Annotated in this window: 16 protein-coding genes and 2 pseudogenes; 10 read left to right on the forward strand and 8 right to left on the reverse strand. The window is 61.4% G+C overall.

Annotation, left to right across the window (positions count from 1 at the left end):
• Positions 1–51: 51 nt before the first annotated feature.
• Positions 52–2613 (forward strand): response regulator, encoded by a 2562-nt coding sequence (locus tag Q0K07_RS01495; protein ID WP_294555458.1) that lies wholly within the window; start codon positions 52–54, stop codon positions 2611–2613.
• Between the two features lie 106 nt (positions 2614–2719).
• On the opposite strand, the pseudogene Q0K07_RS01500 reads toward Q0K07_RS01495, so the two are convergent.
• The 5 genes and pseudogenes from Q0K07_RS01500 to pap form a co-directional block, all read right to left on the reverse strand.
• A pseudogene (locus Q0K07_RS01500) lies at positions 2720–3976 on the reverse strand (pyridoxal phosphate-dependent aminotransferase).
• Between the two features lie 151 nt (positions 3977–4127).
• Positions 4128–4706, reverse strand: a complete 579-nt coding sequence (locus Q0K07_RS01505) for a phosphoribosyltransferase family protein (protein ID WP_294555460.1) — start codon at positions 4704–4706, stop codon at positions 4128–4130.
• A gap of 75 nt (positions 4707–4781) precedes the next feature.
• Positions 4782–6299: an AbgT family transporter gene (locus tag Q0K07_RS01510; RefSeq protein WP_294555462.1), complete on the reverse strand. Its 1518-nt coding sequence runs from the start codon at positions 6297–6299 to the stop codon at positions 4782–4784.
• 101 nt (positions 6300–6400) lie between these two features.
• Entirely contained in the window at positions 6401–7588 is a 1188-nt protein-coding gene (locus tag Q0K07_RS01515) for a M20 family metallopeptidase (protein WP_294555464.1), read from the reverse strand.
• Positions 7589–7848: 260 nt separating this feature from the next.
• Positions 7849–9360: a polyphosphate:AMP phosphotransferase gene (gene pap / locus Q0K07_RS01520; protein ID WP_294555466.1), complete on the reverse strand. Its 1512-nt coding sequence runs from the start codon at positions 9358–9360 to the stop codon at positions 7849–7851.
• 239 nt (positions 9361–9599) lie between these two features.
• Between pap and Q0K07_RS01525 the strand changes: the two genes are divergently transcribed.
• The 5 genes from Q0K07_RS01525 (at position 9600) to Q0K07_RS01545 (ending at position 17045) form a co-directional block, all read left to right on the forward strand.
• Positions 9600–12263 (forward strand): GNAT family N-acetyltransferase, encoded by a 2664-nt coding sequence (locus Q0K07_RS01525; RefSeq protein WP_294555468.1) that lies wholly within the window; start codon positions 9600–9602, stop codon positions 12261–12263.
• 134 nt (positions 12264–12397) lie between these two features.
• Positions 12398–13453 carry a radical SAM protein gene (locus tag Q0K07_RS01530; RefSeq protein ID WP_294555470.1) on the forward strand — a complete coding sequence of 352 codons (1056 nt, stop codon included), beginning with the start codon at positions 12398–12400 and terminating at the stop codon, positions 13451–13453.
• A gap of 154 nt (positions 13454–13607) precedes the next feature.
• A complete protein-coding gene (locus Q0K07_RS01535; RefSeq protein WP_294555473.1) occupies positions 13608–14093 on the forward strand; it encodes a GNAT family N-acetyltransferase in 486 nt (161 codons plus the stop codon).
• A 395-nt stretch (positions 14094–14488) separates the two neighbouring features.
• Positions 14489–15937 (forward strand): carbon starvation CstA family protein, encoded by a 1449-nt coding sequence (locus Q0K07_RS01540; RefSeq protein ID WP_294555476.1) that lies wholly within the window; start codon positions 14489–14491, stop codon positions 15935–15937.
• A 94-nt stretch (positions 15938–16031) separates the two neighbouring features.
• Positions 16032–17045 (forward strand): hypothetical protein, encoded by a 1014-nt coding sequence (locus Q0K07_RS01545; protein ID WP_294555479.1) that lies wholly within the window; start codon positions 16032–16034, stop codon positions 17043–17045.
• Between the two features lie 700 nt (positions 17046–17745).
• On the opposite strand, the gene Q0K07_RS01550 is transcribed toward Q0K07_RS01545, so the two are convergent.
• From Q0K07_RS01550 to Q0K07_RS01560, 3 genes are read right to left on the reverse strand one after another with little or no spacing between them, the layout of a single operon-like run.
• Positions 17746–18840: a hypothetical protein gene (locus tag Q0K07_RS01550; protein WP_294555482.1), complete on the reverse strand. Its 1095-nt coding sequence runs from the start codon at positions 18838–18840 to the stop codon at positions 17746–17748.
• A gap of 38 nt (positions 18841–18878) precedes the next feature.
• Complete coding sequence (locus Q0K07_RS01555) at positions 18879–19142, reverse strand: hypothetical protein (protein ID WP_294555485.1); 264 nt, start codon at positions 19140–19142, stop codon at positions 18879–18881.
• Positions 19143–19145: 3 nt separating this feature from the next.
• Positions 19146–20231 carry a hypothetical protein gene (locus tag Q0K07_RS01560; RefSeq protein WP_294555488.1) on the reverse strand — a complete coding sequence of 362 codons (1086 nt, stop codon included), beginning with the start codon at positions 20229–20231 and terminating at the stop codon, positions 19146–19148.
• A gap of 718 nt (positions 20232–20949) precedes the next feature.
• Here Q0K07_RS01560 and Q0K07_RS01565 point away from each other — a divergent pair.
• The 4 genes and pseudogenes from Q0K07_RS01565 to cutC all read left to right on the forward strand — a co-directional run.
• Positions 20950–21162: pseudogene (locus Q0K07_RS01565) on the forward strand (BMC domain-containing protein); the annotation flags it as partial.
• 36 nt (positions 21163–21198) lie between these two features.
• On the forward strand, positions 21199–21531 hold the full coding sequence (locus tag Q0K07_RS01570) for a BMC domain-containing protein (protein WP_294555569.1): 333 nt from the start codon (positions 21199–21201) through the stop codon (positions 21529–21531).
• 48 nt (positions 21532–21579) lie between these two features.
• Positions 21580–23082, forward strand: coding sequence for an aldehyde dehydrogenase family protein (locus tag Q0K07_RS01575; RefSeq protein ID WP_294555491.1), 1503 nt, complete (start codon positions 21580–21582; stop codon positions 23080–23082).
• Positions 23083–23110: 28 nt separating this feature from the next.
• Positions 23111–25672: a choline trimethylamine-lyase gene (gene cutC, locus Q0K07_RS01580; protein ID WP_294555494.1), complete on the forward strand. Its 2562-nt coding sequence runs from the start codon at positions 23111–23113 to the stop codon at positions 25670–25672.
• Positions 25673–25709 lie beyond the last annotated feature (37 nt).

A 25709-nucleotide genomic window follows, 5' to 3' on the forward strand; every position in this document is an offset into this window, starting at 1 on the left:
TTCTCTCCCCTGTCCGTGCTCTGCCAAAGGGGGCTTTTCTCAGGATAGCCCATGAAGAAACAAAGCAGCCGTCTTTTTCTGTTCAGCCTGTTCAGTGCCGTTTTCTGTACCGGTCTTTTCGTCTGGAGCACCGTTTCCATGATGCGCCAGGGGCAGGAGTCCGGCCAGGTCGTCGGTGAAATCTACATGAACACGGTGAACTTTCAGATGCAGCTTCACTTCCGTTCCGTCATCGACCTGAAGCTGGAACAGGTGGAGAGCATCATCACCGATATTCCGCCGGAAAGCGTGGAGGAATACGGGCCTGATCTGACAATGAAGCTGGACGCGGGGGCCAGTGTGCGGCGCTTCACCTATCTTGCCCTGTACGATACGAAGGGCCGTGCCGACGTGGTTTCCGGCGAAGAGGTGAACATACGCGACAAGGAGGCCTTTCTGCGCGCGCTGAACGCGGGCGAGAAGAACATCACTTCCGGTGTGACCGCTTCGGGAAAGGAGCTGCTCATCATAGGGCTTTCCGTGGGCTATCCCCATACTGAAGGCTACCCCATGCGTGAGGGCGGACGCTGCACGGCCCTTGTCGCCGGGCTGCCGCTCAACTACATCAGCGAGGCCCTGTCCCTGAATACGGACAAGTCCATGGTCTTTTCCCAGATCATCCGCAAGGACGGCACCTTTGTGCTCAAGGATTCCGGTGCGGGGGACAACTACTACGGCCGCCTTCTGAACGAGGCTCTTGAACAGGGCAGAAACGGAGAAATGCTCTTCTCCCTGCGGGACGATATCGCCAACGGCAGGGAACACATGATGTTCGTGACCGTGGAAGGGGAAAGGCTGCACATGCACGGCTCTCCTCTGGCCAACAGTGAATGGTATCTTCTGACGGTGATGCCCCACGGTTCTCTGGATGAGCTTATTTCCGGCATGTGGACGCGCCGCCTGTACATGTCCGTGGGCATGGGACTGCTGCTGCCTCTGCCCATTCTTGCCATGTTCTTTTTCTATTCCCGCGACTCGCGGAGGCAGATTGCGGCGCTGGAAAAGGCCAAGAGCGACGCCGACAGGGCAAGCCATGCCAAGAGCGAATTTCTTTCCAACATGAGCCACGACATACGCACGCCCATGAACGCCATTGTGGGCATGACGGCCATTGCCGCCGCAAGCCCTGAAAACACGCCGCTGGTGCAGGACTGCCTGCGCAAGATCACACTTGCCAGCAGGCATCTTCTCGGGCTCATCAACGACGTGCTCGACATGTCGAAAATAGAGCACGGCAAGCTGTCGCTCAACATCAGCGTGGTTTCCCTGCGCGAGATCATCGAAGAGGTGGTCGGCGTGGCCCAGCCTCTGGTCAAGGCCAAGAATCAGCAGTTCGACATCTGCATCCACGATATTCTTTCGGAGAACGTGTATTCCGACGGCGTGCGCCTCGGGCAGGTGCTGCTCAACCTGCTTTCCAACGCCCTGAAGTTCACGCCCCGGGAAGGCACCGTGCAGGTGAATCTTTCTCAGGAACCTTCTCCGCTGGGTGAGAATTATGTGCGTACCCACCTTCGCGTGAAGGATACGGGCATGGGCATGAGCGAGGAGTTCCAGCGGAAGATTTACGACACCTTCTCCCGCGAGGACAACGAGCGCATCCACCGCATAGAAGGTTCCGGGCTCGGCATGTCCATCATGAAATACATCGTGGACCAGATGAAGGGCACCATAGAACTGCACAGCGCCCTGGGCAGGGGCACGGAATTTCACATCACGCTGGACATGAAGAAGGCCGAGTCCCAGACGGGGCCCATGGTGCTCCCCGGCTGGAATGCCCTGGTGGTGGACGACGACGAAAATCTCTGCCGCAGCGCCGCGTATTTCCTCAAGGACATGGGCGTGCACGCGGAGTGGACGACGGACGGTGAGAGCGCCGTGAAGATGGTGGAAAAGCACCATGAACAGGGGCTGGACTATCACCTTGTGCTGCTTGACTGGAAGATGCCGGGCATGAGCGGCATGGAAACCGCAAAGCAGCTGCGCGAACATCTGGGAGACGATGTGCCGGTGCTGCTCATTTCCGCCTACGACTGGAGCGACATCGAAGAGGAGGCCCGTACGGCGGGCATATCGGGCTTCATTGCCAAGCCTCTTTTCAAGTCTACGCTTTTCCACGGCCTGCGGCCCTTTGCGGAACGCGGGGGCGCGCTGGAACAGAAGAAGGAGGAGGACGAGGACTTCGGCAGGGGCAGAAGGCTTCTTCTGGCCGAGGACAACGAACTCAACTGGGAAATTGCGAGTGCTCTTCTGGAGCAGCACGGCTTCATTCTGGACTGGGCGGAAAACGGGCAGATCTGCGTGGAGAAGTTCAAGGCTTCCGAACCGGGCTGGTACGACCTTGTGCTCATGGATGTGCGCATGCCGGTGATGGACGGCTACCAGGCCGCCCGTGCCCTGCGCGCGCTGGATCGGCCGGACCGCAACATTCCCATCATCGCCATGACGGCCGACGCCTTTTCCGAAGACATACGCTGCTGCCTGCAGAGCGGCATGAACGCCCATGTGGCCAAGCCCCTCGACATGAAGGTGCTGCTGCGTCTTATTCAGAAGTATCTCAGAAAGGAGGCCTGAGCGTTTCTCAGGCAGTGTTCTGAGCTGTGATGTATATACAAAAAGCGGCCCTTACGGGTCGCTTTTTCTGTCTCTTCGGCAGTGATGCGGAGAAGGCTCCGCTTTTTTACCGGTATTCGCGGATGAGGGCGGCGATGCGTTCTATGCCGGTCTTCACCACGTCGCGGCTGGGCCCGTAGGAGAAGCGCACCCAGCTCTTGTAGGGTTCTTCGGCCGGACGGGTGCGGTAGGGGCGCACGTCGAAGAAGCGGCCGGGCACCGTCATGACCTTGCGGGAAAGGCAGGCGTGGAAGAAGGCGTCCGCATCGTTGAGCGGGGCGGGAAGGTCGCGGATGCTGGCCCACACATAGAAGGTGCCGCGCGGTTCGGCCGCGGGGCGTATGCCGAGTTCCGCGAGACCGTCCAGCATGATCTTGCGCTTCAGGGCAAATTCCGCACGCAGGGCGGTGGTTTCCTGTTCCACACGGCTTTCTTCCAGCGCGGCGAGGGTGGCGCGCTGGGCGAGCATGGAGGGGCCGCCGTCCACGGCGCTGGCCGCGAGGTTCAGCATTTCAATGATGTGCCTGGGACCCACGGCCCAGCCGGCGCGTCAGCCGGGGTAACGGTGACTCTTGGTGAGACCGTCGGAGAGCACCACCGGATCCGTGTCCGCGTCTTCCACGAATTCGGCCACGGGACCGCTCGCGGGAGAACCGTCTTCGTTGTAGATGAAGTGGGAATAGAATTCATCGCTTCCCAGAAGGCAGTGTTCGCGCCGTGCGGTGGCCACATAGCTTTCCAGCGTGTCGCCGCTGATGAGTTCGCCCGTGGGGTTGCAGGGGGTGGAGAACACAAAGACGTTCGCCTTTTCCTGAACGATGAAGTTTTCCAGCGTTTCCCGGAATGGAGAAGGCATTTTCTTCCGAGGCGCGGAAGGGCGCAGCACGCAGCGGTTGTGCAGGCTGTAGAGGTAGTCTTCGTAGGCGGTATAGTCGGGGTTCTTGTAGGCGATGCGCGCACCGTCGGCCAGAATGGTGTACAGGCGGGAGAGGGCGAGACGTCCGCCGCTGGCGAAGCTCACGTTGTCCGCCGTGTACTTGGAGCGGCCCCTGCGGCAGGTTCTGTTGACCATGTCGGCTAGGGCTTCGCGCACTTCGCCCGTGCCGCCCACAGGACCGTAGGCGTGGTCGGCCGGGGCGATGTCGATATGGTTTATGGGTTCCGGTGCGCCGGGCATGTCGCCCACGTCGGGCTGATCCCGGCCGAGGTTGCACCAGTCGGGATGACCGTTCCAGAAACCGAGTTTCGAGGCTTCATGCACGACCCGGATAACGCCCATGCGGGGCACGTCGCGCGCCATGGGGAAAGAGGGGGGAGTATCCATGAATACGGCTCATTGGCATGGTTGGTGTTGTACTTCCCTTTCCGGGAAGAACAAATGCCCGGCAAGACTGTTTCCGGCTTTTTACCGTGCAGAACAAGACCCCGCGCAGAGCGGGGAAGACAGGGAAGCACCCGCGTTGCGTGAAAGCGCGCTAGTCCAGCTTTTCCAGCGGCGTGTAGGTACCGTCGGGGTTGGGACGGAACACATAGTGTTCTTTCAGGAAAATGATGTCCTTGCGGTGCACGGACTGAAGTTCGGCCAGAATGGCGGCGCGGGCCACCACGTTCGCGCCGGCGGCGCGGGCCAGAGATTCGATGGCTTCAATGGATTCACCGGTGGCGATGACGTCGTCGATGAGGGCCACTCTCTTGCCCCTGATCTTTTCCGCTTCGCATCCGTCCAGCCAGAGGGTCTGTTCCTTCTGCGTGGTCACGGAGAACACGGAATGGGAAATGGCGTTCTGCATGTAGGGCTTGCGGCTCTTGCGCGCCACCACGAAGTCCTTCATGCCCATGAGACGGCTCATTTCATAGGTGAGGCAGATGCCCTTGGCCTCGGCGGTCATGAGCACGTCCACCTCGGGCAGGCGCTTGACGAGTTCGGGCGCCACGACCTGGATGAGTTCGGTATCGGAAAGCACGACGAAGCTGGCAAGGGCGAGGTTGTCCCCGATCTTCACAAAGGGAAGCTTGCGCTTGAGTCCCATAATTTCAAAGTCAAAGTATTCCACATGGCCTCCTGGCGTTTTTCGTGGGAAAGTTTCGGCCCCGCCTGCGCGGGAGGCGCGGGCGGGGCGTGACGGATATTACTGCAGGTAAACGGGGGCTCCGGGGCCGAGAGGCAGGTCGAGCTGCATCCAGATGATGAGGAAGAGGCCCCAGAAGAAGAGTATGCCGAGGGCGTAGGGCAGCATCAGGGAAATGATGGTGCCGAGACCGGCGTTTTTCGCGTATTTCTGCGCCACGCCGATGACGAAGGCCATGAAGGGTTCGAGAGGCGATATGGCGTTGGTGGTGGAGTCGGCCACGCGGTAGGCGGCCTGGATGAAGTAGGGGGAAAGCTGCATCTGCATGAGCATGGGCACGAAAATGGGGGCGAGCAGGGCCCATTTCGCCATGGCGCTGCCGATGAAGAAGTTGATGCAGGCAGTGAGCAGGAGGAAGGAAACCACCAGCGGTATGCCGGAGAATCCGGTATTATTGAGGAAGTTGGCTCCCTGAATGGAAAGGTACATGTCGAGGTTGGTGTAGGCGAAGCTCGACACGAACTGACCGGCGGCGAAGCAGAGCACGATGAAGGGGGCGAATTCCCGCATGGAACGGCTCATGTAGCGCACCACGTCCTTGTCGCTGCGGATGGTGCGGGTGCTGACGCCGTAGGGGATGGACACGGCCAGGAAGAAGCCCAGAAGAATGGGCACGAGAGAATCGAGGAAGGGGGAGGGAACGATGCCCCAGGTCTTGGGGTTGCGCAGGATGCCGTGTTCGGGCACCACGGTGAGCAGGATGAGGAAGATGTAGATCACGCCGCCGATGAGGGCCGCGCGCAGACCGCGGCGTTCTTCGGGCGTAAGGGACATGTCTTCGGTTTCCATGGCGCCTTCGTGCATGGCCACGCCTTCAAGACGGGGTTCCACGAATTTTTCCGTGAGGAACACGATGACGGCCGTGACCACGAAGGTGGAAACCGCCATGAAGTACCAGTTCACGGCAGGATGCACGGTGAAGTTCGGGTCGATGATCTGGGCGGCCTGCTGGGTGATGGCGGCAAGGCCCACGTCGGTGCCCACCACGAGAATGTTGGCGTTGAGCCCGGCGGCGCAGCCTGCAAAGCCCGTGGCCATGCCCGCGAGGGGATTGCGGCCGAGGCCCTTGAAGATCATGGCGCCGAGGGGAGGCACCACCACGAAGGCCGCGCTGGAGGCCATGTTGCCCATGACGCCGCAAAAGGCGATGATGGCCGTCACCATGCTGCGGGGCGCGCTGAGAATACTGCCGCGCAGAACGGCGGAAAGAAGACCGATTTCTTCCGCTACGCCGAGGCCCAGCATCATGACGAGCACAAGGCCCAGAGGCTTGAACTTCACGAAGTTGTCCACGCAGCTTTTAAGGAACCAGGTCAGGCCGTCGGCCGAGGCGAGGCTCTTCACCACCAGGGATTTGCCCTTGGGGTCGATCATGGGAGTTCCCTGCAGAAGGAAGGAAAGCACCATGACCACCAGCGTGAGGATCAGAAAGATGGTGACGGGGTGGGGCAGCCTGTTGCCGGCCCGTTCTATGAAACCGAGTATGCCGGAAAGGTTTTCAATCTGTTCTTTTGCCATAGCCTGAAGCTCCTTGGCATGTTGAGGATGGGGACAGGTGTACAAAGGCATCACGCCGCAAGCATGCTCGCGCCGTGATGCCTGGAATCTGGGGGAAGGGATCAGTCAAGATCGTCGGTGGCGTTGAAGGCGTCGCGCGAGCTCTGGCGGAGTTCCGGGTTCATGATCACGTCATACCCCGTCATGCTCATGGCCTTTGCCGCCATGAGCATGCCGTTGTAGCCGCTTTCGGAATGGCTGGCTTCCGCAAAGGCCGGGCTGTGGCCCACGAGATCGGCGCTTCCTATGGAAATATAGGGATGGATGGAAGGCGCCTTGAAGCTGACGTTACCCATGTCGGTGGAATAGCTGCTCTGCACTTCCTCGATGTAGTTTTCACCGAGCAGTTCGAGGTTTCCGGCAAAGGCGTGCAGCAGGGGCATGTTGTGCCGCATGGTGTAGTAGGGATGGGCGGAATGACGCCAGGAGAAGGTGCAGCCGAGAGCCTGGGCGCAGCAGCGTGCGCAGTTGACCACGCGGTCGATGGTGGCGTTCAGGGTTTCGGGCTTGCGGGCGCGCACGCCGTAGCGCAGGCGGGCGAATTCGGGAATGGTGTTGATGGCGGTGCCGGTATCGGTGAGCAGGCCGTGGATGCGCACGTCGTGCGTCATGTGCTGGCGCAGGCTGTTGATGCCCATCACGGCCAGGGCCGCGGCGTCCATGGCGTTGATGCCCTTTTCCGGCGCGCCGGCGGCGTGGGCGGGCTTGCCGTGGAAGTCCATTTCAAGGTTGGCGCGGGAAATGAGCTGCTGCTTGAGAATGGTGCGGCCTTCGGCATGGGCGGCGATCACGGCGTCCATGTTGTCGAAAAGCCCCGCGTCGGCCATGGGTACCTTGCCGCCGGCATCCCTTACATTGCCTTCTTCCGCCGGGGTGCCGAACACATGCACGGCGCCTGCGGGAAGGTGGCGGGCAAGGGCTATGGCCGCGCCGCAGGAAGCCGTGCCGAACAGGTTGTGCCCGCAGGCATGACCGAGACCGGGGAGCGCGTCGAATTCCGCAAGAAAGGCCACCTGGGGGCCGTCTTCGGAGCCGTACACGGCGTGGAAGGCCGTGGGCATGTCGAGCAGGTTGCGTTCGACGCGGAAGCCGTTTTCTTCCAGAAAATCGGCGAGGCGGGCGGAGGATTTGAACTCCTGATAACCGAGTTCGGGTTCGGCGAAGATGGCGGAGGCGATATCCTTCATCTGTACGGAAAGATTCTTGATCTCATCGAGCAAAAGGCGCTTCTCGGGCGTGAGTTCGGGCATGGGGCTTCCTTTGGCGGCATGGATACAGGGAAGTGTTCCAAGCACCTTACTCATTAATGAGGGGGGAGGCAAGGAAAAGAGCGCGCTTCCGTGAAATAGGTGCGGAGAAAGAGGGCGCACGGCTCAGGCGCGCCCCTGTTGTTCATCCGGGATGAATTTTTTCCATCCATGCTTTCAGGCGCCACAGCCTGCGGCCGGGCTTTCCCTCCCCGGCGCGTGCATGGCGCGGGCGTTCCGTCCCGGCCGGAACGCCCGGAGCGTCATTTCTTTGCGTGGTCTTCCTTATGCTTTTCCCCGGCGTTCTTCAGCGCCTTTTTCAGCGTGTCCCGGCAGGTGCGCAGCACGGCGAGACGGGCGGCCTTCTTGTCTTCCGCCGCAATGATGTGCCAGGGGGCGTAGCCCGTACTGGTGCGCAGGAACATTTCGTCGGCCGCGCGCACATAGTCGGGCCAGCGTTCGCGGTTGCGCCAGTCGTCGGGCGTGATCTTGTACTGCTTCCACGGCGTTTCCTCGCGTTCCTTGAAGCGGCGCAGCTGCTCTTCGGGGGAGAAGTGCAGCCAGAACTTCACGAGCACGTTTCCGCCCGCGACGAGCTGTTCCTCAAAGAGGTTGATTTCCGCATAGGCGCGGCTCCAGTCCTCCGGCGCCGTCAGGCCTTCCACACGTTCCACCAGCACGCGGCCGTACCAGGAGCGGTCGTATACCGTGACGAAGCCTGCACGGGGAATATGCCGCCAGAAGCGCCACAGGTAGTGGTGGGCCAGTTCTTCATCGGTGGGAACGCCTATGGGGATGGCCCGGCTGATGCGGGCGTCGATGCCGGCCATGAGGCGGCGTATGCAGCCGCCCTTGCCCGCCGCGTCCCAGCCTTCAAAAATGATGGTGCTGGAAATGCCCTTCTTCCAGGCCTGATAGGTGAGCTCGCGCAGTTCGTCCTGAAGGTCCTTCAGATCCTTCTTGTAGGTCTCGGGGTCGGCCTTCACGCTCAGATCGATGGCGTCGAGGGTGGAAATGACGCTTTCCTGCGTGATGGGGGCTTCCTTCGGCCGGGCTTTTTTCGCGTCCTGTTCGGCAAGGGCGCGGTCCACCGCGGCAATGATGGCCCGCGCCACGGCAAGGTCGCGGTAATTGGCGTCGGCCGCATCCACGATGGTCCACGGAGCGCAGGCCCTGTCGGTGAGGGTGATGGCGCGGGAGGCGGCGGAGGCAAGGGCGTCGTAATTTTCCGAGGCCTTCTTGTCGTAGGGCGTGAAGTGCCGCACCTGCTTGTGTTCCAGCCTTTTCTTCAGCCTTTCGGCGTGCTCCTTCTTGTCCAGATGCAGCCATATCTTGGCTATGGCCATGCCGGAGGCGGCGAGGCTTTCTTCCAGCCCCCGATAGTGGTGCATGCGGGTGCAGAATTCCATTTCGCTCATGTCGCCCGTGCAGAACATGCGTATGGCGGCCCCGTACCATCCGCCGAAGAACACGCCCACGGTGCCCGCCGCCGGCAGCCGCAGCCAGTAGCGCCAGTCGCGCGGGCGTTCCCGCTCGTCGTCGGTCTCCATCCAGAACACATGGTTGTGCACGAACTTGTTGTCCATCCATTCCGAAAGCAGGTTGACGACGGCGCCGCGTCCGGATCCGTCCATACCCGCAATGGTGACGAGAAGCGGTATTTTCCGTTCGATGCAGCGGCGCTGGGCCTCGAAGAGCTTCATGCGCAGCGCGGGCGCTTCCTCCCTGAACTTCTTGTCGCTGCAGCGTCTGCCGAGAACGACGGTTTCAAACATGGAGACCTCACAGGTTATCGGTGACGGGCAATGTCCCTTTTTTCAGAATATCCGCCCTGTTGTGAAAGAGCAAGTACGCCCGGGCATATCCCTCATGGGGGAACCTGCCCGGAGCCTGCGGAGCATATGTTCAGGCCGGATTTTCCCCTTTGCGCACAAGGAGCTTCCCGGCCGTGCGCGCCTTTACCCCCGGGCGGCATTATGGCATATTCGGCACAAGCATGACTCAAGGAGTAGATATGTCCGCAGTCCATGTTCCTGAACATTCCCGGCCTCTTCTGGAGGCCATTTCGTCGGGCCGTTCCTTTGAGAAGGACGGTTATGTCTTCGTTGCGGCGGATGACTGGCTCATGGCCATAGGCTACTGTCTGGAGGGGGAGGAAAGCCCGCAGCGCTTTGAAAAGGTGCTGGAGGAGGTCATCCGGGAGAAAAAGCCCTCGGACTGCTTCGCCATTGCGCCGGAGATGCCCGGAAGTCTGAAGGAATATGTGCAGGACAGGGACGTGTATTATGTCCTTGCGGCGGATGCTCCCGTGCCTGCCCGCCTGCGCGGGCCGGTGCGCCATGCGCGCGAATGCCTCACCGTGGATGAGACGCGCTTCTTCACGCCGGAACACCGGCGGCTGTGGGCGGAATTTCTGGGCAGAATCCCCCTGCCTCCGCGCATACGGCAGCTGTATTCGGGGACGGCCTCCGCGCTGGCCAGGGGGGCGGATCTCCGCCTTCTGAACGCATGGGATGCGGAAGGGCAGCTCGCGGCCTGTCTGCTGCTGGATTATTCTCTGCCGGACTGCGTGAGCTATGTGCTGGGCGCCCATTCCAAGACGCATTATGTGCCGCATGCGCCGGATCTTCTTTTTGCCGAAATGCTGGAAAGAGCCCGTGCGGAGGGAAAGCGTTCCGTGCTTCTCGGCCTCGGCGTGAACGAGGGCATCACCCGCTTCAAGCGCAAATGGGGCGGCGTGCAGGATGTGCCCTATGAACTTGCGGTATGGCAGCCCGCCGCCGCCCGGGGCGAGAGCGTTCTTTCCGACATGGCGTCGATGCTGGCCATGAACATCGCCTCTTCCTCGGGAGGGGAGGTCTCGCGCTGGAAATTTTTCGATTCCCTGCCCAGGCAGCGCCCCTGCGCCATGCTCTGGCGGCTGGACAAGAACGGCCGGACCTCGTGGATAGGCGGCTCGGCCCATTTCTTCTGCTGTTCCTTCGAGTATTCCCTGCGTCGTCTTTTCGAGAACGTGGATACGGTGCTTCTGGAAGGCCCCATTGATTCCGAGAGCATGGACGAGGTGGCCCGCATAGGCCGCACGCCGGAGCCGGATGCGGACAGGGTGATCCGGCACCTTTCCGAAGAGGACATACGCCGCCTTGAGCGCACGGTGTACGGGCCGGAAGGCTTCTGGGCGAGGCTCGGCGGCTGGTGCAGGCCCCGCACGCTGGACGTGCGCCGGGTGCTTGCCGAAAGCCGCCAGTGGTATGCCTTCTTTTCCCTGTGGACGGCGTATCTTGAACGCCACGGCTGGACGAATTCCGTGGATCTTGAGGTGTGGAACACCGCGCTGGACATGGGCAAGTCGGTCATGGGCATGGAAAGCCTCGCCGAACAGATAGCCTCTCTGGAATCGGCCCCCATGCCGCGCATCGTGAAGTTCATGAAGGACTGCTCCTTCTGGCCGAAGCTCATGAAGAGCAACTGTTCCCGCTACCTTGCGGGCGATCTCATGGGCATGATGGGCACGAGTGCGGAGTTTCCCACCCGCACGGGCACCATCATCAGCGTGCGCGACCAGCGCTTCCGTGAAAGGATGCGCCCCTATATCGAAAGGGGCGGCACGGCCGTGTTCGTGGGTTCCGCACACATGATCAATCTGCGCAACATGCTGGCCGAGGACGGCTTTACCGTGACGCGCGTGCTGCCCACATGGAAGCACCGTTTTTCCGCCTGGATACGGCGCGACGATACCGTGGTTCTTCCGGGCAATCCCGATGCTCCCGTGTGGGAGAAGGCGCCGGAAAACGTGCGTTCCCATGCCCTGCAGAGCTCCGTTTCCCATGCAGGAAAGGTGCAGGCGGCCGCGCATGGACCTTCCTCCGGCCGGGCTCTGGCCGATCTCGGGGCGCGCGCTCTGGTGCCGGAGCAGATACCTTCCTATGTGCGGGCCGTTTCCGGGCGCAGGCTGCAGTCCTGCGAGGGCTTTGCGGCCTGGACCACGGCGGACAGCTGTACGCTGGTGGCCTTCCCCGCAGAGGATGAGCTTGCCTCCTGTCCTCTGGACAGCGAGGCGTATGCACTGCGCCTGGAAAAGGCCGTGTCTTCGGCGCTGGCCATGCCCGGCCTGCGGCGCATCACGGTGCTTGCGCCCCTCATTCCCGCGGCCGCGCCTGCTCAGGCCGTGGTGGAGCGCGACGCATGGTGGTGCGTGAAGCTTCCGCACACTCCGGCGCAGAAACTGCGCAACATGCTGCGCCGCGCCTGCCGTGAAGCCACACTGTCGGTGGAGGAATGGGGGCCGGAACACGATGCGCTGGTGGATCATTATCTCAAGGTGCGTACCCTTGCCCCGGGAACGCGGCATATCTTCGGCCGTGTGGGCAGGTATGTGCAGTCTTCTCCCGAAGCGCTGCTTTTTGCCGCGCGCGATGCCTCGGGGAGGCTCCTTGCCATGGCCGTGGGCGATTACAGCGCCTTGAGCACGGCGTTTTACATGTTCGCCTTCCGGCAGGACGACTGCCCGCCCGGCGTGAGCGACGCTCTTCTGCGCGCCCTTGCCGATGAGGCGGAGCGCAGGGGGCAGAGCACGCTGAATCTCGGCCTCGGCATAGACGGCGGCATCACCTTCTTTAAAAAGAAGTGGGGAGCGTTTCTCGCCATGCCGCATCTGGAAACGAGCTGGACGGTATAGGGCCGCGGCGGAAGGCGGCGCCTTCCCGCCTGATGAGCGGAGGCAGTTGTATGCAGAGGGCGTTCTGCGCCCCGAAGGCTCCGGTTTTCCGGCCCGGAGCGGATGGAAGGAACATAGCCGGCAGGGGGAAAGGTATGCCGTCGAAGGTTGAAGAGCTGTTTTCCCGGTTCCGCGCTCCGGGACTGTGGCAGGACATACGCGAGTTTTTCCATCCGCGCGAGCTGGAATGCCTGCAGGTGGAAGTGACCTCATGCTGCATGGGCAGGTGCGTGTACTGCCCGCACACCACGCGCGCCGACGTGTGGAAGAGCCGCCACATGTCGCCGGAAACCTTTGCCGCGCTGTGGCCCGTGCTGTGCAAGACCTCCCGCGTGCATCTGCAGGGCTGGGGAGAACCCTTCCTCAATCCGTACTTCATGGATTTCGTGTCGCTGGCGCGGCGGGCGGGGTGCGCCGTTTCCACCACCACCTGCGGCATGCGCATGGATGAGGAGCTTGCAGAGCGCATTGTGGAAAGCGGCATGGACATTGTGGCCTTTTCCCTTACGGGTACCGACGAGGCAGGCAATGCCGCCCGGGCCGGGGTTCCCTTTGCCCGGGTGGAGGAGGCCGTGCGCACCCTGCAGAAGGTGCGCAGAGCAAAGAACGCCGTGCATCTGGAAATTCATCTGGCCTACCTCATGCTTGCCTCGCAGGTGGAGGGCGTGCGCGGCCTGCCGGAACTCATGGATGCGTGGGGCGTGCATGCGGCCGTGGTGAGCACCATGGACTACATCCCTTCGCCGGACATGGCGCATGAGGCCTTCGCCCCCCATGAGCGGGAGAAGATAGAGGCCGCGCGCGTGGTGCTGGAGGAAACCGGCGCGAAGGTGCGCGCCGCAGGGCATGATTTCTATGCCTCGCTCCCTGCGCCGGAACCGGCTCCCTGCTGCCGGGAAAGGGCGCATAAAACCATGTATGTGGATGCGGAGGGGCATATTTCCCCCTGCGTGTACCTGAATGTGCCGCTGGATGCCCCTGATGCGCGGCGCACCGTGTTCGGCAATGTCGGGGAGGAAAGTCCCGTCGCCATATGGGAAAAGCCGGAGTATGCCGCGTTCCGCACAGAAGTGCAGACGAGCGATCCGCCTTCCGCCTGTCTTTCCTGCGCCAAGCGCTTCGAGGCCCCCTGCGCCCTGCAGAACGGCTGAGCCCTGCGGGGTGTTTTGCGGCGCGGGCGGAGAGGGGCTTTCCGGCGGGGCGTCGTCACTGCCGGAAGCCGGGAATGCGCGGAGCCGTGCGAGCCGGCAGGAGGGAAGCCCTCTGCCTTCTGGAAACATGCAACACTGGAAAAAGGGAGAAATCATGTTTGTTCGTCATGCCACCATGGCCGACCTTGCGGCCGTTGCCTCCGTGGAAAAGCGTTGTTTTCCCGCGGCGGAGGCCGCCACGGAAGAGGAGTTCCGGGAACGTCTCGCCGCCTATGCCGACCATTTCTGGCTGCTTTTTGATGAGGAGGGCAACCTTGTTTCCTTCATCGACGGCATGGCCACGGATGAGCCGGATCTTGCGGACGACATGTATGCCGACGCCTCCCTGCACAGGAAAGACGGCTGCTGGCAGATGATCTTCGGACTGAATACCGTGCCGGAACACAGGGGAAAGGGCTGTGCCGCCATGCTTGTCCGCCGCCTTGTGGAGGATTCCAGAGCGCGGGGAAAGAAGGGCGTGGTGCTCACCTGCAAGGAGGCGCTCATTCCGTATTACGCCTCCTTCGGTTTTAAGGATGAGGGCGTATCCTCCTCCACCCACGGCAATGTGGTGTGGCATCAGATGCGGCTTTCCTTCTGAAATGTCCTGAAATTCAGGACAGGGAAGCGCGCATGCCGCTGAAGGCCGGGGACGCATGTTTCCGGCCTTTCGTTTTCCCCTTCCGCACCGGAAAGGCGGATTTTTGTGCGGAAAAAAGCTGTTAAAAGAAAAACGACATGATCCTGACGGATTATGATTTTTTTGCGCAAAAAAGAGCAATGTCGGTGGATGAGCCTCCTTGCATAAATTTTTCAGCTGGTCTACTTGCCTTTGTGAGCAGTATAGCGGGGGTGTCTCAGTGACGGGTCGGGGCCCTGAACGGAGCACCGCCGCCCGTACCCGGGCGGCCTGTCCGCTTCTGCTCTTGAGATCGGGCGGCGTTTTCCCGTGCGATGGTTGCACGAAGAAGGCCCGCCATAGGAGAGGTTGTTTGTATGGTTAGCTTTTTTCTGTGCCTGGCTCTTCTGATCATAGGCTACTTTACCTACGGCAAGCTGGTAGAGAGCACCTTTGGTCCTGATGACCGGGAGACTCCCGCCGTGGTCATTAATGACGGCGTCGACTACGTGGTGCTTCCCCAGTGGAAGCTTTTTCTCATCCAGCTTCTGAACATCGCCGGTCTCGGCCCCATCTTCGGTGCGCTGCAGGGCGCTCTCTGGGGTCCGGTGGTCTTTCTGTGGATCACCTTCGGCACTATTTTCGCCGGTGCCGTGCATGACTTCTTCTCCGGCATGACCAGCGAACGCAACAACGGCGCTTCGGTTTCCGAAATCACCGGCAAGTACCTCGGCTCCACCATGAAGACCATCATGCGTGTGTTCTCCGTGGTGCTGCTCGTCATGGTGGGCACCGTGTTCGCCGTGGGCCCGGCCGGCCTCATCGTCAAGCTGTGCAGCGAAGCCGGCGCCACGGGCATCATGCTCAACGCCTCCTTCTGGCTGGTGATCGTGCTTGCCTACTACTTCATCGCCACCTTCATTTCCATCGACAAGATCATCGGCAAGGTGTACCCCCTGTTCGGTATCTGCCTGATCATCATGGCCGTGGGCGTGGGCGCGGGCATCGTCATGAAGCCCGAATTCCAGATTCCCGAAATCTGGGAGAACTTCACCAACATGCACCCCAAGGGCACGCCCATCTGGGCCTTCATGTTCATCACCGTGGCCTGCGGCGCCATTTCCGGCTTCCATGCCACGCAGTCTCCGCTCATGGCCCGCTGCATGAAGAGCGAACATCAGGGCCGCTTCGTGTTCTACGGCGCCATGGTGTGTGAAGGCATCATCGCCCTCATCTGGGCCGCCGCCGGCTGCTCCATCTATGAAATCACCAACGGCCAGACCACCGGCCTGCTGGCCAGCCTGGCTTCCGGTCAGTCCGCCGCCATTTACGACGTGTGCAGCAAGACCATGGGCGGCATAGGCATCGGCCTTGCCATGGTGGGCGTCATCGTCTGCCCCATCACCTCCGGCGACACGGCCTTCCGTTCCGCCCGTCTGGTGCTGGCCGACTGGTTCAACGTCAACCAGACCAGCTACAAGAACCGTCTCATCTTCTGCGTGCCGCTGCTCGGTGCGGGCGCTCTCATCAGCCAGCTCGACTACTCCATCGTGTGGCGTTACTTCAGCTGGACCAACCAGACTCTGGCCATGATCGTGCTCTGGGCCGCCTCCATGTACCTGTTCCTCGACAAGAAGAACTACTGGATCACCGCTGTGCCCGCCACCTTCATGAGCGCCGTGTCCATCACCTACTTCTGCATGGCTCCCGAATGCCTCGGCCTCGTCGTGAAGCTGCCTGTCAGCGTGGCCTACATTCTGGGCATTGCCGCCGCCGTTCTGTTCCTCTCCCTCTTCCTCCGCGCGACGAAGAAGCAGCAGGCCTGACGGCTGGGTCAGTCTGACCGGGGCCGCCGCGTGAGCGGCGGCCCTTTTTTTCTCCCTTCCAAGGCCGTGAAGGGACCCTTTCGGGGAGTTGACGATGCTGTATTTCAAACCCGCCAGACTGGGCGGAACCGCCCTGAATGATCAGGAACTCAGGGAAGACCGGAAGTCCTGCCTGGTGTTCGGCCCCTGCGGCGTGGGAGCAAAGGCCCTGTATCTGAACAGCCTTTTTCTCGACCGCCGCTTCTATATCCCGGTATCCAACATCCGCAGAGCCTACAAGCGCGTTGCCATGAGCAGGGGCGCGTTTACCGGCAAGGGCATTTTCGGTTCCATTCCCTACCTGGTGGTGGAATACGACAAAGGGGAGAGCGTGCAGTGCACCTTCAAGTACGAGCGCCATGTGGATATGATGATCGCCGAGATACAGCGCCGCTTCCCCCATATCAAGACCATGTCCGAGGCGGCGGCGAAACGGCTTGCCGAAGCAAAGGCCGCGGAAGAGGCCCGCTACAGGAAGGATCTTTCCCCGAAGGCTCAGGCCAGCCTGGAAGAACTTCGTCGCGCAAAGGCCTATCTGGAAGAGCGGCCCGACCTTGCCACGCGCCTTGCCGCCGCAAGCAAGGCCAGACGCGTGGATCAGATGACGAATCCCCTGCAGAAGTGGGTGGCTCTGGCCATTTTCTGCCTTGCTCTGGTGGCCTCGGTGTACGGCGTGTACATCTGGTCCACAGGATCCGGGGATTACGGGCTTTATATCACCCTTGTCGGTCTTGCCGCGCTCTTTTTCTTTGCCGGAGCCAACGTGCTGCCCACGGCCCGCAACAACCGCAGGGCCATCATTGCGGCGCTGGAAAAGGCGCGCGGCGATGTGGAGGAGTACATAAGCGCCTACCCGGATTTTCCGCTTCCCGCCCGCTACGCCCACCCCGCCACGCTTTCGCGCATGATCCGCTCCATACGCGAAGGCCGTTCGGAAACCGTGCCCGAGTCCTACGAGGATATGAAGGCCGTGCTGAAGTCCCTGAATTCCAGCGTGCGCGTCAGTCAGACGGAATACGATGAGGTGGTGGCCATAAAGCCCATGTTTCTGCTGGAAAATTATAAGTAGCGGAAGAGGTTCTCCACAGAAAAAGGCCGTGTTTCATGACGAAGCACGGCCTTTTTCTGTGCATGGGGCGTTCCGTGATGCGGGAGCGGAAGAAATACAGGGACTGTCCATGGGGCGCGGCTTGTTATGCCCTCCTGCCACACGGCGACATGGCCCTGCATCGTGACGCACGGATGAGGTCATGGCCCCGCGGCAGATGGAGAGAGCCGTGCATGCGGGAAGATACGGGGCGGTCCGCGGCGGATGCAGCACGAGGATGCGGGCGCAGGGGAAAAGAGAAAAGGCGGCCTGCGGGAGAGCGGCAGGGGGCGGCAGAAGGGCGAAAAAAGGCCCATGCTCCGATGTGCCCGGAGAAAAGAGCCCCGGAAGGCTTTTTCCGGGCGGGGAGATGGTCGTGTCTCCCGCATCCTGGCAGGAAGGGCCCGTGCGCCGTCCGGCAGAAGGTGCGCACAGAAGGCAGAGTCAGGGTAGCCCTTTTCCGAGGCAGGAGGCGAAGACAGCATTCCCTCCGCGCGTCACCAGTTTTTCGCCCTTGCCGCGGCATATCCCGGGGCAGCCGCCGCAGCTGACCCATTCCGCCTCTTCAGCGGCGTGCGGATGCCGGCCGGTGTCTTCCGGGCAAAAAAAAGCCCCGCACGGGGCGGGGCGAGATGCGCGGAGGCGCCCGCCTCCTTCCGGAAAGCGGGCGCACGGTGATGGTTTACTGGATGGTTTCAGGATCGATGAAGATCCAGTTCTTGTTGGCGGTGACGGGCATGTTCAGCTCGTTCTGCTGCTGGGCGGACTTTTCGGCATGGTCGATGGTCCAGAGGGCCTTCTTGTCCTTCTTGGGATCGCCGGGCTTGCGGTTGATCCACAGCTTGAGGCCGCCGCGTTCCACGTTCACGCTTTCCAGCATGTAGGTGTCGGAACCGGTGGAGTCGCCGCCGGCCATGATGGGACGCTGCCACTGGTTGATGTAACCGATGGTGGAACCCTGCTTGCCTTCAAACCAGGTCATGGGGTTGGTGAGGAAGGCGGTGGTCACGAGATCCTTGTTCTTTTCGGGGTCGTACTTGCCGTCGCGGATCTGCATGCGGGAGTTGGTGAGTTCGCCGGTCTTGGGATTCTTGAGCAGCACGGTCACGCCGATGACCTTTTCAGGATCCACGTTGTAGCCGTACTTGGGATCGCAGGCCACCATGCGGATGATTTCTTCATGGGCGGCGGTCATGATGTACACGTCGATGCCGTTCTCGCGCAGCTTGGCATAGAGTTCCTGCATGCCGCGGAACATCTTGGGAATGGGCAGCTTCACGGTGACGACCTTGTCGCCGTCCCACACCTGGCGTTCGATGGGCTTCTTGAGGGCCAGCATTTCATCGAGGTTCTTCTTGAGTTCCTTCAGCGTGAAGCCGGCGAAGATCTGGGAGGCCCAGGGATAGCTGATGAGGTCGTGCATTTCGCACAGACGCCAGTAGTAGCTCGTCATGTTTTCCTTGCCGCCCTTGAAGTCCGGGCTGTCCTTGAAGGGAATGAGCTTCAGGGACGGATCCATGGTTTCGCGGGTCAGCAGGCCCTTCTGGTCCATATAGGCCAGCAGCGGATCCAGAAGGTCGTAGCGGTAGGTGGTCTGATCCATGTCAAAGGTGGCGAACTGGCCCTGATGGGCGTTGGCCTGGATCATGGCTTCGATCTGCGCGCGGGCTTCCTTGGGCCAGTGCTTGAGTTCGGTGGCCGCGTTCGCACTGCCGATCATCATGGCGCAGCAGAAGGCGGAGGCGAGCAGAGCATTGAGAAGTTTCTTGATCGTCATGGAGACCTCCAGAGCTTAGGGTGAGATTCCGGGACCTGTTACCTGATGTATTTGTTGATGGTGGCGATGGCTTCCGCACCGGCGCGGAAGAACACGCGTACTTCTCCGTTTTCATCCAGCTCGAAGCGTGATTCCTCAAGCAGTCCGTTGGATTCGGCCGTCATGAGGGCGGTGAGCACGTCCGCCTTGTTGAGGGCCTTGAAATGGCCGTATTCGGGCCTGAGCGCTTCAATCACGTCTTCGGGGCAGGCTTCCTTCCCGTTGGTGAAGAGTTTGAGTATGGCGAAGTTCAGCGGCATCATGGCTCAACCCTCCTTCTTCTTCATGAAGAACGCCAGCGGATTAGTGGCGATGGTAAAGATGCCGACGACCATGAGGATGGCGGCGATCCAGGCGATGAGGGGCATATCCCAGCCTTCGATGCCGAACACGAGGCCGATCCAGATCCAGCAGAAGAAGGGACCCCAGAAGGAGAACATGCCGTTGCAGGCCATGCCGAGGGCCGCGCCGCACATGGCGTTGCCCTTGTACCACAGCATGAAGCCCCAGTAACAGGCGAAGCCGCCGACCACGAAGAACTTGAGCGATTCCGTGTCCGCAAGGGCCTGACCGATGACCTGGAAGCCGTCGGCGCCGCCGATCATGCCGAGCACGGGAACCATGATGATGAGGTTGGAAAGACCGTTGGTCACTTCGCGGATGGCGATGCTCACTTCAGGATCGATCATGGAGGAGGCGTAACCGCCCACGCACCCTTCGATGCCCCAGCCGAGGGCCGCGCCGAAGCCGAAGAGCAGGCCGATCATCATGTTGGGGTGCGCTTCCGTGCCGCCCATGCTGGACATGCCGATGAGGGCGCTTGCGCCGAAGCAGATGGCGATGCCGAGCAGCATGCGCGCCGTGAGGGCCTGCTTGAACAGGATGCGCGCCAGAATGGCGCCTATGGCCGGGCACAGAGCGCTGATGGGCACCACGATGGAACCTGCCTGCTGCAGGCCGATGACGTAGGCCGTGGAGGCGAAGGGGCCGCCGATGAGGGCAGCGCAGGCGAGAATGGCTCCCGGCTTGGTCTTGAAACTGCGGTAGAAGTCGCCGAGCTTGCCCTTCCATGCGGCAATGAGCAGAGCCCACACGGCGCTGAAGGTGTCGGTAAGGGCCGCGCCGAGGGCGCTCAGCATGAAGGCCACGGCAAAGGGCGTGAAGCCGGAGTTGTCTCCGTACCATGTGGTCCATATGCCCACGGACATGGCCAGGGTCATGAAGGCGGTATAGTTGCCGTAGGTGACACCCGACATGATGGCGGTAATGATGCCTCTGCGCCGGAAGCCTTCCGCAAGCCTCTTTTTTGCCGCTGCCGCGGACTGATTCGGTGCGCCGCTTGTCTGCGCCATGTGTCCTCCTCTGTTTGGAACGCTTTATACACAATCGCCTTCAGGCGGGACTCTACGTTCGCATAACATGCGGGTCGGCGTTTCGCCGGGCCGTGTCGAAAAACACCGCGAAGTCCTCACCTTCTGGGGAAACCTTCCCCTCGGGGAGAATGCTCCGCCGGAAACAGGATTTTTTCCCCGCGGGGGAAAAGCTTTCCGCAGGGGGGAAGGATTCCGCCCTGCCCGCGGCACTCAGTCTGCGGGATTAATCCTGTAAAAAACGCACGTTGGCATAATCAGGGTTAGAATAACCTTTCCCCTAGGGGAAAGGTCAACCCCGTTTTGTGCGCGAAAGGGCGATCTTTTGCGCCGGAAGAAAAAAGAAAAAAATTTTGCCTGATATTATAGGCTGTTTTCCTTCCTCCTTACTGGGAAAAAACTTCATATTGGCGTAACATTTGCCGGAAAGGGCCGGAAAAAGTCCTCCATCTACCTTGAATGAATGCACAAACAGTTTTTCTGCAATTCTCCGCAACGGCGCGAGTTTGCTTGCCTTTGAAGGGTGGGGGCGTTTTTTCCTCTTTATGGCTCTTTTGGGGGAAATGTTCTTGACCTTCCCCTATAGGGAAAGGCTATGATAATCATACTATCCAAAACAGGTTTCCGCCGGCCTGTGCCGGTATGAACAGAAATTCCGAACCGGAATGGAGAGAGTATGAGGTATCACGCTGAAGAGGCCATGGGCCTCATTGAAACCCTTGGGATGGTGCCTGCCATCTACGGCGCGGATGCCATGCTGAAGGCCGCCGATGTCCAGCTTTTCTCCTACGAAAACGTGGGGTCCACGCTGGTGACCATCATGGTCAAGGGCGACGTGGCCGCAGTGCGCGCCTCTGTGGAGGCGGGCAGGGCCGCGGCTTCCTCCATAGGCAAGCTGACGGCGCACAACGTCATGCCCCGTCCCGTGCGCGGCGTGGGGGAAATCGCCATGGTGCACAGCGTCCTCGACGAACCCGTGGAACCTCCGCTCCGTTCCCTGGCGCTCATTGAAACCTTCGGCATCGTGTACATGCTCGAAGCGGCCGACGCCATGATCAAGGCGGCCGATGTGGAACTCATCGGCTATGAGAACGTGGCTTCGGGCTACATCTCCGTGCTGACGCAGGGGGATGTCGCCGCGTGCAAGGCCGCCGTTGCGGCGGGCATCAAGGCCGTGGAGGCCATGGGTGCCTCGGTCTACAGTTCCTGCGTCATTCCCACCCCGCACCGGGATCTCGTGAAAATGACGCGCCGCTACGCCATCGAGAATCTTCTTGCCTGACGGTGTCCCCCCTGCGGGGCGGGCACGGCCGGAAGCGGGGCCTGAGAGATGATTGCCGACAAAGACTTGCTTTCCATGCAGTACGCCAGAATTCTCGCGGAAAACGCGAGAGAGGCGCAGAAGAAGCTCGCCGCCTTTTCCCAGGAAAGGCTGGACGAGATCGTCGAACATGTGGCCGGGGAAATGGAGGAACATGCCCGCGCCCTTGCCGTCATGTCCTTTGAGGAAACGGATTACGGTCGCCGGGAAGACAAGCTTGCGGAAATTCTTTTCGTATGCCGCCGGGTGCGCCAGGCTCTCCGCGGCATGCGCTGCGTGGGCCCCCTGAAGTACGACGCTTCCGGGAACATTCTGGAAGTGGGCGTGCCGCGCGGCGTCATTGCGGCGCTGTGTCCCTCCACCAGCCCCGTTTCCACCACCATATACAAGGCGCTTCTCGCCATCAAATCGGGCAACGCCATCATCTTCACCCTGCACCCGCGCGCCGAGCGCTGCATGGGAAGAACGCTCGATCTCATCATTTCCGCCTCCGTGGCCTGCGGGCTGCCGGAAGGCTGCATTTCCTACCTTTCCACCACAACGAAGAGCGGCACCGTGGAGCTCATGCGCCACCCGGCCGTGTCGCTGGTGCTCATCACGGGCGTTGCGGGCATGCTGGATGCGGCGGAAGCCGCCGGCAAGCCTCTCATCTGCGGCGGTACGGGCAACGGTCCCGCCTTCATCGAGCGCAGTGCCGACGTGCGGCAGGCCGTGCGGGACATCGTGTTCAGCAAGACCTTCGACTGCGGCATCGCCCCCTCGGCCGAGCAGTGCGTGGTGGTGGATGCCCGCATCGCGGAAGAAACGCGCCGCGCCTTTGAGGCGGAAGGGGCCTGGTTCATGGGCGAGAAGGAAACCCGCGCCCTTGCCGAGGTGCTCTTCCATCATGACGGAAGGCGCCGTCGCGACCTTCTGGGCATCGACGCGCCCACGCTGGCCCGCCGGGCGGGATTCGAGGCTCCCGCCGGGACGAAGCTGCTCATTGCCGAGCGCAAGTATGTTTCCGATACCGACGTGTACAACCGGGAGCTTCTGGCTCCGGTGCTGCCCTGGTATGTGGAGGATGACTGGATGCACGCCTGCGAAAAGTGCATTGAACTGCTTCTTTTCGACAGGGCGGGTCACACCCTCGTCATCCATTCCCGCGATGCGGAGGTCATACGGCAGTTTGCGCTGAAAAAGCCCGTGGCGCGGCTTCTGGTGAACACCCCGGCCGCTCTCGGCGGCATGGGCGCCACCACGGAGCTTTTCCCGGCCATGACGCTGGGCAGCGGGCTTGCCGGGCACGGCATGACCTCCGACAATGTTTCTCCCATGAACCTCGTCTACATCCGCAGGGTCGGCTACGGCGTGCGGAGTGCGGACGAAGCGCTTTGCGCGCTTTACGACCGGAACCGGGAAGGGCGTGAGGAAGCCCCCGGGGTGCAGGCGGAGCCGGAAGACAGGCTCGAAACGCTGCGCCGGCTCCTGCGCGAGGCCGTACGGGCCTTGTCCGACGCTGAACAGAAATGACGGTATTTTCACCAACGGAGGAAGTATAGTGGATCTTCACGACTTTTCCAGCAAGATTGCGGAAGCGACCAGGAACCTTTCCCCTGCGGAACGGGAAACCCTGCGCAAGATTTTTGAAGGCGTTTCCCTGGAGCTGCTCCAGAAGGCGGCCGACGCCGTTCCCGTCGCCGCACCCGCGCCTTCCGCCGCGTGCGATCACGGGACGGGCGTGCCCGACGGGCCGACCGAAAGGCATAAGCGCCTGAAGGCCAACTTCCTGAAGCAGGTGCCCACCATTTCCATCCATCGCGCCCGCGTGATCACGGAAATCGACAAGGCCAATCCCGGCCTTCCCAAGATTGAACTTCGCGCCAAGGCCTTCCGCCGCTGCTGCGAAACCGCGCCGCTGGTCATCCAGAAGGATGAGCTCATCGTGGGCTGCCCCTGCGGCGGACCGCGCACGGGTGCGTTTTCTCCCGACATTTCCTGGCGCTGGCTGCGCGATGAACTGGACACCATCGCCCACCGTCCGCAGGACCCCTTCTTCATTTCCGAAGAAGACAAGAAGATCCTGCGAGAGGAAATCTTCCCCTACTGGCAGGGCAAGTCCGTGGACGAATACTGCGAGGCCCAGTACCGCGAGGCCGGCGTGTGGGAACTTTCCGGTGAATCCTTCGTGTCCGACTGCTCCTATCATGCGCTGAACGGCGGCGGCGACTCCAACCCCGGCTACGATGTCATCCTCATGAAGAAGGGCATGCTCGACATCCAGCGCGAGGCCCGCGAGCATCTGGAACATCTCGACTACGAGAACCCCGAGGATCTGGACAAGATCTATTTCTACAAGTCCATCATCGACACCACCGAAGGCGTGATGACCTACGCCCGCCGTCTGTCGGAATACGCGGCGGAACTGGCCGGGAAGGAATCCGACCCGGTGCGCAAGGCCGAACTTCTGAAGATCGCCGAAGTGAACGCCCGCGTGCCCGCGCATGCGCCCACCACCTTCTGGGAAGCCATCCAGGCCGTGTGGACCGTGGAATCCCTGCTGCCCGTGGAAGAAAACCAGACGGGCATGTCCATAGGCCGCGTGGACCAGTACATGTATCCCTTCTACAAGGCCGACATCGAATCCGGCCGCATGACCGAATATCAGGCCTTCGACCTGGCCGGCTGCATGCTCATCAAGATGTCGGAAATGATGTGGCTCACGAGCGAAGGCGGCTCCAAGTTCTTCGCCGGGTACCAGCCCTTCGTGAACATGTGCGTGGGCGGCGTCACCCGTGAGGGCCGCGACGCCACCAACGACCTCACCTATCTGCTCATGGATGCCGTGCGTCATGTGCGCATCTATCAGCCTTCCCTTGCCACCCGCGTGCACAACAAGTCGCCGGAGAAGTACCTGCGCAAGATCGTGGACGTCATCCGTTCCGGCATGGGCTTCCCCGCCGTGCACTTCGACGACACCCACATCAAGATGATGCTTGCCAAGGGCGTGTCCATGGAAGACGCCCGCGACTACTGCCTCATGGGCTGCGTGGAACCGCAGAAGGCGGGGCGTCTCTACCAGTGGACCTCCACGTCCTACACCCAGTGGCCCATCTGCATCGAGCTTGTGCTCAACCACGGCGTGCCGCTCTGGTACGGCAAGAAGGTCTGCCCCGACCTCGGCGATCTTTCCCAGTTCGACACCTGGGAAAAGTTCGACGCCGCGGTGAAGGAACAGATCAAGTACATCACCAAGTGGACTTCCGTGGCCACGGTGATTTCCCAGCGCGTGCACCGGGAACTTGCGCCCAAGCCCCTCATGTCCGTCATGTATGAAGGCTGCATGGAACACGGCTGCGACGTGTCTTCCGGCGGCGCCATGTACAACTTCGGCCCCGGCGTGGTCTGGAGCGGTCTTGCCACCTATGCGGACTCCATGGCCGCCATCAAGAAGCTGGTGTACGACGACAAGAAGTACACGCTGGAACAGCTCAACGAAGCCCTCAAGGCGGACTTCCAGGGCTACGAGCTGGTGCGCGCCGACTGCCTTGCCGCGCCCAAGTACGGCAATGACGACGACTATGCGGACTACATCGCCGCCGACCTCATCGCCTTCACCGAACGCGAGCACCGCAAGTACAGGACGCTGTATTCCGTGCTGAGCCACGGCACGCTTTCCATTTCCAACAATACCCCCTTCGGTCAGCTCACCGGCGCCTCGGCCAACGGCCGCCATGCCTGGCTGCCTCTCTCCGACGGCATCAGCCCCACCCAGGGTGCGGACTACAAGGGACCCACGGCCATCATCAAGAGCGTTTCCAAGATGGCCAACGACAACATGAACATCGGCCTCGTGCACAACTTCAAGCTCATGAGCGGACTTCTGGATACGCCGGAAGGCGAGAACGGTATCGTCACGCTCATCCGCACGGCGAGCATTCTCGGCAACGGCGAGATGCAGTTCAACTATCTCGACAACGACACGCTGCTGGAAGCCCAGCGGCATCCGGAAAACTACCGCGACCTGGTGGTGCGCGTGGCCGGCTACAGCGCCTTCTTCGTGGAGCTGTGCAAGGACGTGCAGGACGAAATCATCAGCAGAACGGTACTGCGTTCCATTTAGCACGGTGAGAACAGGCCCGGCCGGAAGGCCGGGCGGA

It is taken from the genome of uncultured Mailhella sp. (assembly GCF_944324615.1).
Taxonomy (GTDB): Bacteria; Desulfobacterota; Desulfovibrionia; order Desulfovibrionales; family Desulfovibrionaceae; genus Mailhella.